The 14,512-nt window shown below is 60.1% G+C and carries 15 protein-coding genes; 4 read left to right on the top strand and 11 right to left on the bottom strand.

Translation table 11 applies throughout. The annotated features are described in order from the left end of the window. Positions 1-150: 150 nt before the first annotated feature. Together I6L37_RS19910 and I6L37_RS19915 are read left to right on the top strand one after the other, a co-directional pair. A complete protein-coding gene (locus tag I6L37_RS19910) occupies positions 151-1,281 on the top strand; it encodes a cupin domain-containing protein (protein WP_216992779.1) in 1,131 nt (376 codons plus the stop codon). Positions 1,282-1,525: 244 nt separating this feature from the next. After that, complete coding sequence (locus I6L37_RS19915; RefSeq protein WP_216992780.1) at positions 1,526-1,933, top strand: hypothetical protein; 408 nt, start codon at positions 1,526-1,528, stop codon at positions 1,931-1,933. 45 nt (positions 1,934-1,978) lie between these two features. On the opposite strand, the gene I6L37_RS19920 is transcribed toward I6L37_RS19915, so the two are convergent. The 5 genes from I6L37_RS19920 to I6L37_RS19940 form a co-directional block, all read right to left on the bottom strand. Next, complete coding sequence (locus I6L37_RS19920) at positions 1,979-2,515, bottom strand: GNAT family N-acetyltransferase (RefSeq protein WP_216992781.1); 537 nt, start codon at positions 2,513-2,515, stop codon at positions 1,979-1,981. Between the two features lie 233 nt (positions 2,516-2,748). Then, positions 2,749-3,363 (bottom strand): glutathione S-transferase family protein, encoded by a 615-nt coding sequence (locus I6L37_RS19925; RefSeq protein WP_216992782.1) that lies wholly within the window; start codon positions 3,361-3,363, stop codon positions 2,749-2,751. A gap of 42 nt (positions 3,364-3,405) precedes the next feature. Next, a complete protein-coding gene (gene pdxH, locus I6L37_RS19930; RefSeq protein WP_216992783.1) occupies positions 3,406-4,044 on the bottom strand; it encodes a pyridoxamine 5'-phosphate oxidase in 639 nt (212 codons plus the stop codon). 156 nt (positions 4,045-4,200) lie between these two features. Further along, complete coding sequence (locus I6L37_RS19935; RefSeq protein ID WP_042072138.1) at positions 4,201-4,530, bottom strand: hypothetical protein; 330 nt, start codon at positions 4,528-4,530, stop codon at positions 4,201-4,203. Beyond that, the gene (locus I6L37_RS19940) at positions 4,527-6,512 is read right to left on the bottom strand and encodes a reprolysin-like metallopeptidase (RefSeq protein WP_216992784.1); all 1,986 of its coding nucleotides are present in this window, start codon (positions 6,510-6,512) and stop codon (positions 4,527-4,529) included. Before I6L37_RS19940 ends, I6L37_RS19935 begins: the two co-directional genes overlap by 4 nt. Positions 6,513-6,722: 210 nt before the next feature. Between I6L37_RS19940 and I6L37_RS19945 the strand changes: the two genes are divergently transcribed. Next, positions 6,723-7,934, top strand: a complete 1,212-nt coding sequence (locus I6L37_RS19945; RefSeq protein ID WP_026455804.1) for an RsmB/NOP family class I SAM-dependent RNA methyltransferase — start codon at positions 6,723-6,725, stop codon at positions 7,932-7,934. Between the two features lie 62 nt (positions 7,935-7,996). Here I6L37_RS19945 and I6L37_RS19950 read toward each other — a convergent pair whose 3' ends face one another. After that, positions 7,997-8,341, bottom strand: a complete 345-nt coding sequence (locus I6L37_RS19950; RefSeq protein ID WP_026455805.1) for a Grx4 family monothiol glutaredoxin — start codon at positions 8,339-8,341, stop codon at positions 7,997-7,999. A gap of 287 nt (positions 8,342-8,628) precedes the next feature. On the opposite strand from I6L37_RS19950, the gene sodB reads away from it, so the two are divergent. Then, complete coding sequence (gene sodB / locus I6L37_RS19955; RefSeq protein WP_026455806.1) at positions 8,629-9,213, top strand: superoxide dismutase [Fe]; 585 nt, start codon at positions 8,629-8,631, stop codon at positions 9,211-9,213. Between the two features lie 122 nt (positions 9,214-9,335). On the opposite strand, the gene I6L37_RS19960 is transcribed toward sodB, so the two are convergent. From I6L37_RS19960 to I6L37_RS19980, 5 genes are all read right to left on the bottom strand, one after another. Then, positions 9,336-10,145 (bottom strand): VacJ family lipoprotein, encoded by an 810-nt coding sequence (locus I6L37_RS19960; RefSeq protein WP_026455807.1) that lies wholly within the window; start codon positions 10,143-10,145, stop codon positions 9,336-9,338. 83 nt (positions 10,146-10,228) lie between these two features. Further along, the gene (ccmI, locus tag I6L37_RS19965) at positions 10,229-11,494 is read right to left on the bottom strand and encodes a c-type cytochrome biogenesis protein CcmI (protein WP_026455808.1); all 1,266 of its coding nucleotides are present in this window, start codon (positions 11,492-11,494) and stop codon (positions 10,229-10,231) included. Beyond that, positions 11,491-11,970 (bottom strand): cytochrome c-type biogenesis protein, encoded by a 480-nt coding sequence (locus I6L37_RS19970; RefSeq protein ID WP_042072145.1) that lies wholly within the window; start codon positions 11,968-11,970, stop codon positions 11,491-11,493. Before I6L37_RS19970 ends, ccmI begins: the two co-directional genes overlap by 4 nt. 11 nt (positions 11,971-11,981) lie before the next feature. Further along, the gene (locus I6L37_RS19975; RefSeq protein ID WP_026458715.1) at positions 11,982-12,512 is read right to left on the bottom strand and encodes a DsbE family thiol:disulfide interchange protein; all 531 of its coding nucleotides are present in this window, start codon (positions 12,510-12,512) and stop codon (positions 11,982-11,984) included. Then, entirely contained in the window at positions 12,509-14,464 is a 1,956-nt protein-coding gene (locus tag I6L37_RS19980) for a heme lyase CcmF/NrfE family subunit (protein WP_216992785.1), read from the bottom strand. Before I6L37_RS19980 ends, I6L37_RS19975 begins: the two co-directional genes overlap by 4 nt. Between the last annotated feature and the right edge of the window lie 48 nt (positions 14,465-14,512).

Below are 14,512 nucleotides of genomic sequence, written 5' to 3' on the forward strand. Positions count from 1 at the left end.
CATGCTCTGCCACAGGGCCCCTGTTATTTTCGACCTGCGTCACTTTGTTCAACGACGCAGCCATGTTCAACTACGTAGTTATGTTCAACCGAGTGGCCTTGCCCAAGCCCGTCTTGGGCAAGCCCTCTCTCACAAGATACGAGAAGCACCATGTACCAACTCAATCTGGATATCGCTCACTTCCTTGAGCACTACTGGCAGAAGCGCCCGCTCCTTATCAAGGGCGGCTTCACCGACTTTCAGGATCCCATCAGCCCGGACGAGCTGGCGGGTCTGGCCATGGAAGAGGTGATTGAATCGCGCCTCGTCACCCGCTTCAACAACAAGTGGGAGGCAGCCCACGGCCCCTTCGAATCCTACGATCACCTGGGTGAGGAGAACTGGACCATTCTGGTGCAGGCCTGCAACCACTGGGCGCCCGAGGTCAACGAGCTGGCACTGCCGTTCCAGTTCATCCCGGGCTGGCGTTTTGACGATGTGATGGTGAGCTTCTCCACCCCCCATGGCGGTGTCGGCCCCCATATCGACAACTACGACGTCTTCATCACCCAGGGTCAGGGCAAACGCCACTGGCGGGTTGGCGATGCCACACCGCGCAATGAGTTCGCCGCCCATGCCGCCCTGCTGCACTGCGAGCCGTTCGAGGCGATCATCGACGTCATCATGGAGCCGGGCGATATCCTCTACATTCCGCCCGGATTCCCCCACGAGGGCTACGCCATTGAGCCCTCCCTGAACTTCTCGGTGGGCTTCCGTGCACCGGACGCCAAGGCGCTTATCTCCTCCTTCGCCGATCACCTGATCGACAACGACCTGCGTACCGAGCGCTACGGTGATCCTGACCTCAAGCCCCGCGCCCGCCACGGCGAAATCCAGCCCTTTGAGCTGCACCGTCTGCGCGAGCTGATGCAACAGGCCCTCGATGACGAGACCCTGTTCAAGGAGTGGTTCGGTACCATGATCTCCGAGGCCAAGCACGATCTGGACGTCAATCCGGTGGAGCCGGACTACAGCGCCGACGAGGTGGCCGATCTGCTGACCCAGGGCGAGCCCGCCATCAAGGTGCCGGGGCTGCGCTCTGTCTGGTTCAGCGGCGAGAGCCAGACCTGCTACATCGACGGCGAAGCCTGGAGCCTGCCGAGCGAGGATGCGGCGGCCATCTCGCTCTTGTGCGACAAGGACATGGTCACCCAGGCCGACATGGTGGAACTTGCCGATCAGGCCGGCTTCCTGCAGCTGCTGACCCGTCTGGTCAACCGCGGTTACTGGTTCTTCAACTGATCCTCTCGCTGTGACAAAAGGCGCCTTCGGGCGCCTTTTTTATCTCTGTGGTCACCGACTTCACATCATCTGCTGCCAACCAGGCCGACCCAGCGGCTCTTTTCACTTCTTGCCTGCTCCACAACCGACTTTCGAAGCTGAACCCACTCTTGACGGCGCACCTGATGATGCTTTTTTGCACAAGTGAAAGCCCGTATCATGCGGTCATTGCTCAAGCAGACAGGTTTAGAAGAGAGGGTATCCCATGCAGATCAGCACTCGTCCCATGCCGTTGCCCGGTTATGACAACGCCTATCCCAAGCTGACCCCGGAGCAGATCAGCCAGGGCCGCGACAAGGCACTGGACAAGAAAGATGAGTATGTGGCAAAGCAGGAGGAGAAGGAGACTACCCGCCGCACTCTGGCCGTCTCCTATACCGAGCAGCAGCAGGACAAAGCCGCGGTGGATCATTATCTGCAAGCCAGCGGCCAGGAGAGCGACGGGCAGAGCGCCCCGACGGCCGCCGATATCTACCGGATGGAAGAGCGCCACCAGCAGCAACAGCAGCTCGGCGACTACCTGCAGTTCAGGCAGAGCCCCCTCGGCCAGCAGATGGGAGAGATGGTCGGCCAAGGCGACAAGCGGGGCAACCTGCTCGACATCATGGCCTGATCCCCATCAATGCAGATGAAAAAAGCCCTCATTGAGGGCTTTTTGCTATTCACACGCTTCCTGGTGTTTTTCCGCCACGTCATCAGGCAGTTCATCAAACAGGGGGTGGTAGAGCACTTCCCCGGCAACGCCCGCAAGGCCCCCCGGTTGCAGCTCCATCGCCATGAAGCAGTCGGCGGGCACTTCGTAGATGCAGTGCAGGCCGAACTCGCTGGCCGGACGAAACCCGAAGCGGCTGTAATAGGCCGGGTCACCGAGCACCACCACCGCCTTCCAGTCCATCTCCAGCGCCGTATCCAGTCCTTCGCGGATCAGATCCGAACCTATGCCCTGCCCCTGCCAGTCGGGATGTACCGCCACCGGAGCCAGCCCGAGCCAGGGACCTTCCTCACCCGCAATGGTGATCGGGCTCAGCATCAGGTGCCCCATGAACTCGTACTCCTCCTCCTCGACCATGGTCACCACGGCGGCGCCGCATTCGCGCAGACGGTTGACCAGCTCGGCCTCATCGCAACGGCCAAAGGCGGCGCTCACCAGCTCATAGACCGGCAACATGTCGCCAGGGCGCTCGGTTCTCAACATACAGCGTTACTCCTCGTACAGCGGAGCGGCCATTATTCCACACAAGTGGCGAGCGGCCTGAGCGCCTTTATCCAGAAATGGGAGTGTGCACTCAGGAAAACGATTGGCATACCTCTGACGAGGGAGAGAAAGTGAACGCGGATCGACCCGTGGCCAGGCTCTTCCACACAAAGGGATGAGATAGAAATGCCGGGCGTACCCTGGGTGCGCCCGATGGTTTTGTCAGACTCGCCTTACTCTGCCTGACAGGCAGCCGGCAGGCTCAGATGGCGGGGGAGTGACTCGATACGGTCGATCCAGGCGCGAATGGCCGGCCACCCCTGCAGGGAGAAAATCCCCTCCTCCGCCACATGGGTGTAGGCGTAGAGAGCGATATCGGCGATGGTCGGCGCCTCGCCGCACAGATAGGGGCTTTGTTTAAGCTGCTGCTCCATCACCGCCAGTGCCTTCTCACCGCCAGCCTTGAGGCCATCGAGTCGCGCCTCCTGGGATTCCGGTCGGCCCAGATAGTGGACGATGAAACGGGCGACCGCGATATAGGGCTCGTGACTGTACTGCTCGAAGAACATCCACTTGAGCACTTCCGCCTGCTGGCGAGGATCCGATGGCCAGAGCGCGGAGCCCTGCGCCAGATAAAAGAGAATGGCATTGGACTCGGCCAGTGCGTCCCCCTCACCGATGGCCAGCACCGGGATCTTGCCGTTGGGATTGAGCGCCAGAAACTCGGGAATTCGGGTATCCCCCGCCTGAATATCCACATTGACCCAGGTCAGGGGCAACTCGAGCCAGCGGGCCAGCAGCCATGCCTTGTAACAGTTGCCGGATCGCAAATCACCATACAGACGCATACACACTCCTTGTGAAACGGGGGTTGAAACCAGGTTGAATAATCAGGGGGCCAGACGCTCGATGTGCCAGCCATCCCCCTCACGGGTGTAGTAGAAACGATCGTGCAGGCGATGCTCGCCCCCCTGCCAGAATTCGACCGTGTCGATCACCACCCGGTAGCCGCCCCAGAAACTCGGCAGGGGCACTTCACCGCCGGCAAATTTTTGCTTGAGCTCGAGAAACTTGGCTTCCAGCACGCCGCGTGCCGAGATGCGGGTCGACTGCTTGGAGACCCAGGCGGCTATCTGGCTGTCCTTGGGACGGCTGTGGAAATACTTCATTACCTCGAGGGTGCCAAGCTTCTCCACCCGGCCAGTCACGTGCACCTGCCTGTCCAGGGGATGCCAGGGGAAGAGCAGGCTGATGCGGGGATTACCCTCCAGCTGATGTGCCTTGCGACTGCCCATGTTGGTGTAGAACACCATCCCCTGGGCGTCGTAGTGCTTGAGCAGTACGGTACGCTGCCAGGGCTGGCCATCGGCATCCACGGTAGCCACCACCATGGCGGTCGGATCCGTCAATCTGGCCTCGCAGGCCTGAGCCAGCCACTTCTCGAACAACGCCAGTGGTTCGGCCGGCAGATCGGCCCGGTGCAATCCGCCCCGGGTATATTCGCGGCGCAGATCAGCCACATCCATCATCTTGATTTTCCTTCTGTACTTTCCGCCAGAACGCGGCGATGCATGCGGCATTGTGCGACGAGCACGCCATGGGTACAAGTCTCGGAGAGGTCAATTAGCCCCAGGGAAAACAAAAGGGAGGCACAAGCCTCCCTTTTACAAACCAACAGCCACCAGTCATTGCTGGTGACCGGCCGGAACTTGCGGACAATGGACCAGCATGCGCCGGTTATACTCGGCCGCATAGGCGCTCAGCTTGGCGTGGACCTCTTTCTGCTCTGGCTTGATAACATCACCCAGACCATCCAGATAACGCACGCCACAGCGCGCCTTGGCCGCCTCCTGCTCACTGGCCGCAATGCCGGGTGCCACCTCACCGCGCCCAGCCCGCACTATCAGCCGATAATCCTGCTTGGCCAGACTGGCACTGATCGCCTGCTCCAGCGTATCGGCATCGGCCTGACATCCGCCAAGCAGGGTTAATAACAGCAAGCCGCTGATCCTCATCTGCGCCTCCGCTGCCAGCCCAGCAGGGCCAGCGCCAATGTCCAGAAACCGAGCGCACCACCGCCACCACCGCTGCTACCACCCGAGCTTTCACCGCCTTGTACCACGGATAAGCGGAACGGACTGATGGCAAAGAAGATGTTGTCACTGCAGGCCACCTTCAAACGGGCTGTGCCACTGGCACCGGCCGGCAATGTGACATTGGCCGAGCCCGTATTGGGCTGAGCGCTGGCCAGACTCACCCAGCTGGCCCCCTCATCACGGGTCAGTTGCAGATCCACCTTGCGGCAGCTGATGGGGGCTTGATCCGTACCGGCCACCTCCCATCTGACCGTTTGCACGCCCCCCGCGGTGACCGGGGTTCCTATCGGACTGATGATGCGAAAAGCCGTGCCCGTGTTGACGACCTGTACCTTCATGTCGTCACTGGCGACTCCGCCCTGCCCGTCACGCACTGTGAGCCGGAAGTTGAGATCCCGGTTGGTGGTTGGCCAGGCTTCGCCCTTGGCCAGAGTCCCCGAAAACAGGGATGCCAGACTGGGCAGGATCCGCTCCGGCAAGCTGGTCGGCGAAACAAACCTGAACAGCGGACGAGTACCGTCGTCGATCATTTCGCTCGCACTACTGGACGCGTTCCCCAGATCGATCTGCTCCCAGGTGTAAGTGAGAGGGTTATTGTCCAGATCGGCACCGGCGCCTTTGAGCATGAACGGTGTATTGGCCGGAATGATGTAGTCGGCGCCGGCCACTGCCTGCGGCGCATTGTTGGTGAGATTCAACGTGGTGCCACAACCAGGCACAGTGGCCATGTGCGCGCGCATCTGTTCGATGGATTTGCTGTGGAAGTAGGGATCGCTGTGAGCCTGAATATTCTCTTCCCCGCAGATCCCGGCATAGGCCATGATGGAGCTGCCGCTACCGGGCTCCCACGCCTGGCTGGCGGCCCGGTTCCCGCCACCACAGCTGCCGGTGGTGCCGTTGAAGGTATGTTCGGCGCCAAACTGGTGGCCGATCTCGTGTGCCACATAGTCGATAAAGAAGGCATCCCCCACCGGGTTGGGTGAGCCGGTCATGCCGTCCGATTTGGTTGCAGTACAGAGCACACCCAGACCAGCCAATCCACCGCCACCTGTATTGACTATATGGCCGATGTCGAATGGTCCCAAGGCTCCGCTGGGCAAGTTCTGCGCATTGGTCTGTACCGTACCGTTGATATCAACATCAGTATCGGTATTGGTAAAGGGATCGCTAGCCGGATCGGTATAGATGATGGTGTCGTTGCCACTGGCGAGCTGAAATTCGGCCCCCACGTCACGCTGATACACCTCGTTCACCCGGTTGAGCAGGGTCGCGATGGCAGCCAGACCCGACGCAACCGTACCGCCGTGGTATTGGGTATACTCTCCCGCCGCCGAGATGGCGATGGTGTAATGCTTGCGCACGTTGCCCTCAACTTGCACCTTGCGCACCAGGCTCCTGGCTTCCCCGCCAATCACCTTGTCTGCCTCTTCATCCAGGCGGCTATAGGCATCCTGCTGGTAATAGACGGCGTAGCCTTCTGCATTGCGCAACGGATCGACAAACACCGTCTTGCCCTGATGGCTGAACATGGCATGGAAACCTTGCGGACCGAGGTCAAACCGCCCCGTCTCTTGCGGCGCTGCAGGATTGTGTCCCTTGAAGGTCTGGATATCGGGATATTTGGCCGCCAGGTCCGCAGGCAACAGATCGTAGGCTTGCAGAACGAACGTCACCTCTCCCCCGTCGGGCAACGGCAACTTCAGCTGGCGCTCCCCGGCAACCAGCCCACTAATGTAATCAAGAGAAACCTTGACCACCCGGAACTGGTTGGCCCTTACTTCATAGCCATCTGCTGCGGTGGCGCGTGCCGCCACCGTGTCCCATTCTTTGGCCACCAGGTTGGTCGACGTCATCAGGGTAGCGACGATTAGCGCCAGGGAGGAATGTCTTATCAACTGCATCTTTTGTAATCCTTTTAAATGCATCTGCCTGAACTGAAATCTAGTTTATTTTGTCACTGGCCCAATTGAACCAGTTTGGCGACCAGTATATTTCCCAAACGGGGAGAGTTGCACCAACTTGATCTAACCCCTATCATTGCGCGGATTTATCCGTTTTAGAACCGCGCTCGCGAGAAGGCGGTTCATCCTTATCTGGCCAAGGTTAATCTCATGCTCAAATCCCCACTGTTGCCCCGTTTCGGGGATCTGGTCGTTGCCATCGTTGACGATGTACTGGCGCAGGGCCTGACCCTCGATCGCGCCTATGCCCGTCACTTCTCCGGCATCGATCTCAAACCGCAAGAACAGGCAAGGATTGCCCTGGTCACCGGCGACCTGCTGCGTCGTCTCAGTCTCTACTGCGCCCTGACCGGCATTCAGGTCCGTCAGGCCGCCAAGAACGTCTGGCCGCTGCTGCACAGCTGGCACGCCTTCCACAAGATTGCCCAACCCAACCATCCGACTCTGGATCGCTTCAACGAAGAGGCGTTTCGCCGTCGTCTGGCCGAGGCCAAGAAGAATCCGGTGTTGATGGATGGTTGCCCTGGCTGGCTGGAAAAACTCGGCAGCGAGCAACTGGGCGAAGCTTGGCCTGCCGAGCGTGCCGCCCTTACCGCCATGCCCAAGCGCTACCTGCGGGTCAACACCCTCAAGTGCAACAAGGATGAGCTGCAGGCCGCACTGGCGAAAGAACATGTCACCACAGTCCCGGTAGAAGGGGTCGAGAGCGCCCTGCAGGTCACCTCGGATGCCGCCCTGTTCCGCACCAACGCCTTCGCCGATGGCTGGTTCGAGCAGCAGGATGCCGGCTCCCAGCTGGTGGCTGCCGCCCTGGAGGTCACTCCGGGCATGCGCGTCATCGACGCCTGCGCCGGTGCCGGTGGCAAGACCCTGCATCTGGCCGCCATGATGAACGGCAAGGGCCGACTGCTGGCGATGGATGTGGAAGAGTGGAAGCTGGAGAACCTCAAGCAGCGCGCCCGCCGCGCCGGGGCTCACAACGTGGAGACCCGGGTCATCACCAGCAGCAAGACAGTCAAGCGCCTCAAAGAGAGCGCGGATCGCGTCCTGCTCGACGTGCCCTGCTCCGGTCTTGGCGTACTCAAGCGCAATCCGGATGCCAAGTGGCGCGACACCGCCGAGCGTCTGCCGGTGCTGGTGGCCCTGCAAGAAGAGATCCTGCAGCGTTACAGCCAGATGGTGAAGGTCGGCGGTCTGCTGGTCTATGCCACCTGCTCCATCCTGCCCCAGGAGAACCGCCAGCAGGTGGACAAGTTCCTCGCCACCAACGAAAATTTCCGGCTGCGTGACGATCACACCGTGAGCCCTGCCGCCACTGGTTTCGATGGCTTCTATATGGCGCGTATCGAGCGGATCGCCTGATAGCACCGCCACAATAAAAAGGGGAGCCATTGGCTCCCCTTTTTCATGATACTGAAGCAGCCTTATTCGGCGGCCGCGTCATCTTTCTTGTACTTGGCGGCAGTTTCCTTGATCAGGGTCTGCAGCTCGCCGGCCTGGAACATCTCGATCATGATGTCGCAGCCGCCGATCAGCTCGCCTTCGACCCACAGCTGGGGGAAGGTCGGCCAGTTGGCGAATTTCGGCAATTCGGCACGGATATCCGGGTTTTGCAGGATATCGACATAAGCAAACGGCTCGCCACAGGACATCAGCGCCTGGGAGGCCTGGGCAGAGAAGCCACAGCTGGGCAGCTTGGGAGACCCTTTCATGTAGATGATGATGGGGTTGTCAGCCAGCTGCTGCTTAATCTTTTCAATAGTTTCCATAGATGCCTCACTAGAGCGATTTCGGCGGCCATTCTACTGCAATCTGGCCTGAGCACAAACTCACAAAGGGAAATGTGCATATGAATTGCACAGAGAATTGCACCTGCATTGATCGCGATCATGGCGCCAATCAGGAGTTGTTAGCCCATCTTTGATGCTGCTACAATCCCTTGGCTTTGGGCTATCCTGCCTCATCATTTTATAAACATCTCTTTTCAAATAAGAAAAGAGCACGCAATGTCTTGCAACCGTCGCTTTCGCACGGTCCAGCCAATGGAGAGTAGAAAATGGCATTCGAACTTCCCGCTCTGCCCTATGCAATCAATGCTCTGGAACCGCACATCTCCCAGGAAACTCTGGAATACCACCACGGCAAGCACCACAATACCTACGTGGTCAACCTGAACAACCTGGTGCCGGGTACCGAGTTTGAAGGCAAGTCTCTGGAAGAGATCATCAAGACCTCCAGCGGTGGTATCTTCAATAACGCAGCCCAGATCTGGAACCACACCTTCTACTGGCACTGCCTCTCCCCGAACGGCGGTGGCGAGCCCACTGGCGCCCTGGCCGACGCCATTACCAAATCCTTTGGCTCTTTCGCCGAGTTCAAAGATGCCTTCACCAAGTCTGCCATCGGCAACTTCGGTTCCAGCTGGACTTGGCTGGTCAAGAAGGCTGACGGCTCCCTGGCCATCGTCAACACCTCCAACGCCGGTTGCCCGCTGACCGAAGCCGGTACTACCCCGCTGCTGACCGTCGACCTGTGGGAGCACGCCTACTACATCGATTTCCGCAACCTGCGTCCGAAGTACATGGAAACCTTCTGGGCCCTGGTCAACTGGGAATTCGTGGCCAAGAATCTGGCTGCCTGATAGCCGCTCTTGCCAAAACGCCCTGCATTGCAGGGCGTTTTTTTATGTCTGACATCCAGCGATGAAAACACAGAGGGCGCTTGGAGGCGCCCTCTTTTGTACATGTGTTCAAGTATGTACAGTTACTGATCTATTTCATCCAGATACTCGTCCAGATTGGCATCATCGCCACTGGCTTCATTCTGCTTGGGAGCCCCTTGGTTGCCCGTGACCTTGTTTTCGTTGTATTGCAGATAGAAGTCCTTGGTCAGGGCGTAAGGGTCGAGTGCATTGTCGATGATCCGCTCCTGATCGATCAACTTGGCACGGGAACCCAGCCCATCCAGCGCCCAGTGGGCCACCTTGAGCGGGAAGGTGAGCAGTGCGTAGGGGAAGTAGAGCACGTCTATGGTATCCCCCACTATCTCGCGGGTGGTGGTGGGGCCATAGACGGGCACCATGACATAGGCCCCTTCGCCAATGTTCATGCGCCCAAACACGGTGGAGAGCTCCAGCTTGTCACGCTCAAGCCCGGCGTGTTTGGCCACATCGAAGATACCCAACAGACCCACTGTGGTGTTGAGGGTAAAGCGTCCCAGGTTGGTGCCCGCCCCCTTCAGATCGCCCGAGAGCAGGTGGTTGACCATGCTGCTCGGCTCGTTGAAGTTTTCCACGAAGTTTTCGATGCCAACCTTGACCGGCTCGGGTACATAGTTGGCGTAGGCATGCACCACGGGACGGGCAACATAAGGCTCAAGCACGTCGTAGTTGACCGCCCACATCGCCCGGTTGGCCCCCTGGAAAGGGTCGCGGGGATCGGCCGCCGTACTGGTTGCCCCCGGCACATTCATGCCGGGATTGAGATCCAGGCTCTCGGGGCCAGGCTTGGGCGGCCCGCCGGCGCAACCTGTTATCAAGAGGGCTGCCAGCACGGCCCCTGAACGCAGATACATATGGAAGTCCTAGATTTTTATTTTGATTAATCAGAATTATAGGCAACCCGGCTCCCATGATGGGAGCCGGGTAGAGAGGTATATTAGAGGGCGTGATCGATACGGATGTCAATCGGCGCTGATGGGATAGTCGCCGTTTTGACCGGAGCAGAGCTCCCTTCAAAGGCCCCTTCCTTGTTCATGACGTTGCCGCCACGGGAGAGGCGCGCCTTGAATTGCAGCTCGGGATAGGCTTCCAGCTTGCTCCCCTCCATCATGGCATCCCCGTCCCCGAGGGAGAGGGTAAGAGGCAGAGAGGGGCCGGCGATACGCTTCACCGCGATGGGCATGGGCGGCCCGTTGGGCACTACCGCAAACACGAACAGATGGGCATCAGGCGGCAACTGAATGCCCTCGGCCAGGGTGATGTGCAGGGGGAACTCTCCCTCCTTCACCTGGCTCTGGGAAGCCTGCGCCTGCCCGGCAGATTCGGCTACTGGCGCCGCCGCGATACCACGCGCCTTGAGCTGCGCCCTGGCGTATTCCATGGAGCGCTCCACCATCACATAGCGAGGCGTCCCTTTTTCCATCAGCGGCAACATGGCCTGCCAGCGTGCCAGCGCGGTCTGGAAATCCTCTTTTTGCAGCGCCATGAAGGCATAGACGGAGTGCGCCTCGATATTGCCCGGCTCCTCGGCAATAGCCGCCTTCAGCAGACTATCAGCCTGGGCTTCGTCCCCGGTCATCATCAGGGCCTGAGCGTAAGGTACCGCCACCATGGCTTTCTGGGGTGCCAGATCATAGGCATGGGCCAGCGCCTCACGGGCCATCTCGGGATCGTTGCCATCCAGTGACAGGCGACCCAGCAGCAGCCAGCCGCGGTAATCGTTCGGCTCGTCTTTCAAGCGGGTGCGCAGGGCCAGGGTGAAGTCCAGCAGATCCTGTTCGGTCACCTCGGCATTGCGCTCCACCAGAATGCGATTGCTGAGCTCACCGATGCGGCTGCTGGCATCCTGCCAGCGGGCTACCTCCTGCCAGGCGCCCAGCTTGTAGTAAAGTCCCAGGCTCACGATAAGGAGCACCAGCACACCGGGGATCCAGATCAGACTCTTGCCAGCCCGGGCGGTCTGCTCCACATCGGGAATGTCGTCCAGCAGGCTGCGCTGCAGTTCGACCAGCGAGTCCGGCTCCTCCGCCAATACCCCCTGTTCCCGTTCTTCGCCAATTTCCAGCAGACGCTGACGATAAAGCTGCTTGTTGAGGGCCGAACGGCTGATGCTCTGCCTGCCCTCGCCGCGCCACAGGGGCAGTACCAGCGCCAGACTCGTCAGCACCAGCAGAGCCGCGATTACTATCCAAAAGGCGGTCATTGTTTCTCTTCCTCTTTGAGCAGCTTGGCCAGGCGGCGCTGCTCCTCTTCGCTCAGGTGATTATCCACTTGCTTGTCGGCCACGGGGGGACGGCGGCTGCGCATCACCACCACGGCAAGGCCGATGACGATGACCAGCAGGGGGCCAAGCCAGAGGATCAGGGTGGAGGCCATCAACGGCGGGTTGTAGAGGATGAAGTTGCCATAGCGGGCCACCATGTAGTCCACGATCTCCTCCTTGTCCTTGCCCTCGCGCACCATCTGGTAGGTCTTGTCACGCAGATCCTTGGCCAGCCCGGCGTTGGAGTCGGCGATGTCCTGGTTCTGGCACTTGGGACAGCGCAGCTCCTTGGTCAGCTCGCGAAATACCTGCTCCTGATTGTCGTTGTCGAAGGTGTAGACATCGATGGCGGCCATGGCCGGGGCTTGCACGCCCAGACCCAGCAGCAACAACAGGGATGCAATCAATACTCTCATCCGGGGCGCCCTCACTTCATGGCATCAAAGATGGGTTTGAGGGTCGAGGCCCAGTTCTGGGGATTGATGTCCCCCACGTGGCGGTAGCGGATAATCCCCTGGCTGTCGATGAAGAAGGTTTCCGGCGCGCCATACACCCCCAGATCCAGCCCCAGCATGCCATCGGGATCATACAGGTTGATCTGGTAGGGGTTACCGAGCTCTTCCAGCCACTTGATCGCCTTGTCCCGCTCATCCTTGTAGTTCATGCCGACGATGGTGATCCCCTGCCCCGCCAGCTGCTTGAGGTAGGTGTGCTCACCGTAGCAGGTCGGACACCAGGTCGCCCAGACATTGAGCAGCATGGGGCGCCCCTTGAAGATGTTGCGATCGTACCGTTTGTCGAGATCGTAGATGTCCTGCAGGGTAAATTCGGGCACTTCCTTGCCCACCATCACGGATTCGAGCTTGGTGGGATCGGAGTAGAGCCCCTTGAACAGGAACACAGCCCCCAACAGGAAGACCACGAAGGGGATCAGAAACAGCCAGGTCTTGCGAGTCATGCTTTCACCTCCTCTTCACGACGGCCGAAGCGGTAGCGTTTGTCGAGCATCGCCAGCACGCCACCGATGGCCATGAAGACGCCACCGAACCAGATCCAGCGAACGAATGGCTTGTAGTAAATGCGTACCGCCCAGGCCCCGTTGTCGAGGGGCTCGCCGAGCGCGGCATAGAGATCCCGGGTCACGCCGGCATCGATGGCGGCTTCGGTCATCGGCATGCGGCTCACCGTATAGACCCGTTTCTCGGGCTTGAGGGTACCGACATGCTTGCCGTTCTTGTGCACTTCCAGCACGCCCTTGAAGCCGTCGTAGTTGGGGCCGTTCTTTTCGGCAATGCCGGTAAAGACGAACTCGTAATCGGCAAACTGCACCTTGTCTCCGGCCTGCATCCGCAGGTCCTTCTCGATGCTGTAGTTCTGGGTACAGGCGATGCCGATGATGCTGACCGCAAGGCCCACGTGACCCAGGATCATGGCCCAGTGGCTGTTGCCAAGGCGGCGCACACCGACTGCAAAGCTGTGCTTATGGGTGGCACGGGCCCAGGTTTCCTGGGCACTGGTGACAATGATCCAGACACCCAGGCCAATGCCCACAGCAGCCCAGGGCTTGAATGCCTCGGCAAAAGCGAGCGGCAACAGCAAGGCGGCCGCCAGACTCAGCAGCAGGGCCAGGATCACCTTGCCCTTGAGCTCGCCAAGCTCCTGACGGCGCCAGCGAAACAGCGGGCCAACCCCCAGCAGCAGGGCAAACGGGATGATCAGCCAGCTGTAGATGTGGTTGAAGAAGGGCGTCCCGATGGAGATGCTGCCAAGCCCCAGCTCCTTGTGTACCAGCGGCAACAGGGTGCCCAGCAGCACGGTGAGCAGACCCGCCACCAGCATGATGTTGTTGGCGAGCAGCAGGGTCTCGCGGCTCCACAGCTCGTGTTTGCCGTGGCTCTTCACATGGGAGCCCTTGAAGGCAAATAGCAGCAGGGAGGAACCAATCACCGCCAGCAGGAAGCCGAGAATGAACAGGCCGCGGGTCGGGTCAGAGGCAAACGCATGCACCGACACCAGCACGCCGGAGCGCACCAGGAAGGTACCTAACAGGCTCAGGGAGAAGGCCGACAGGGCCAACAGCACGGTCCAGGCCTTGAAGGTGGCGCGTTTTTCGCTCACCGCCAGCGAATGGAGCAGTGCGGTCCCCGCCAGCCAGGGCATGAAGGAGGCGTTTTCTACCGGATCCCAGAACCACCAGCCACCCCAGCCGAGCTCATAGTAGGCCCACCAGGAGCCGAGCACGATACCCAGCGTCAGGAAAACCCAGGCCGCCATGGTCCAGGGACGGGACCAGCGGGCCCAGGTAGCATCAAGGCGCCCGGTCATCAGGGAGGCAATCGCGAAGGCGAAGGCGACCGAGAAGCCCACGTATCCCATATAGAGCATGGGAGGATGGAAGATGAGACCAGGATCCTGCAGCAGCGGGTTGAGATCGCGCCCATCCACCGGGAAGTAGGGCAGCGTGCGAGTGAAGGGATCCGAGGTGAACAGCACGAAGGCGGTAAAGCCGACCGAGATGAGGCCGAGCACGCCGAGCACACGCGCCACCGCATCCAGCGGCAGACGGCGGCTGAACAGGGCAACGGCCGCGGTCCAGCCCCCCAGGGTCAGCACCCACAACAGCAGGGAGCCCTCGTGGGCGCCCCACACGGCGGAGATGCGATAAGCCAGAGGCAGGCGGCTGTTGGAGTTGGTGGCCACATACTGCACGGTGAAATCATTGTCGATAAAAGCCCAGGTCAGGCAGAGGAACGACAACAGCAATAGCAAAAATTGGGCATAGGCGAGCGGGCGAGCCGCCGACATCATGCCAAGACGGCCCCATTTTGCGCCAAGCAGCGGGTAGCTCCCCAGCAGCAGGGCGGTGGCAAAAGCCATGATCAGAGCAAACTGTCCTAATTCCGGGATCATGGACGGGTTCCTTTCTGGTGAGCCGTGCCCCTGACAGGGGCACGGAGA

Source organism: Aeromonas sp. FDAARGOS 1407 (assembly GCF_019048725.1).
Lineage (GTDB): Bacteria > Pseudomonadota > Gammaproteobacteria > Enterobacterales > Aeromonadaceae > Aeromonas > Aeromonas enteropelogenes.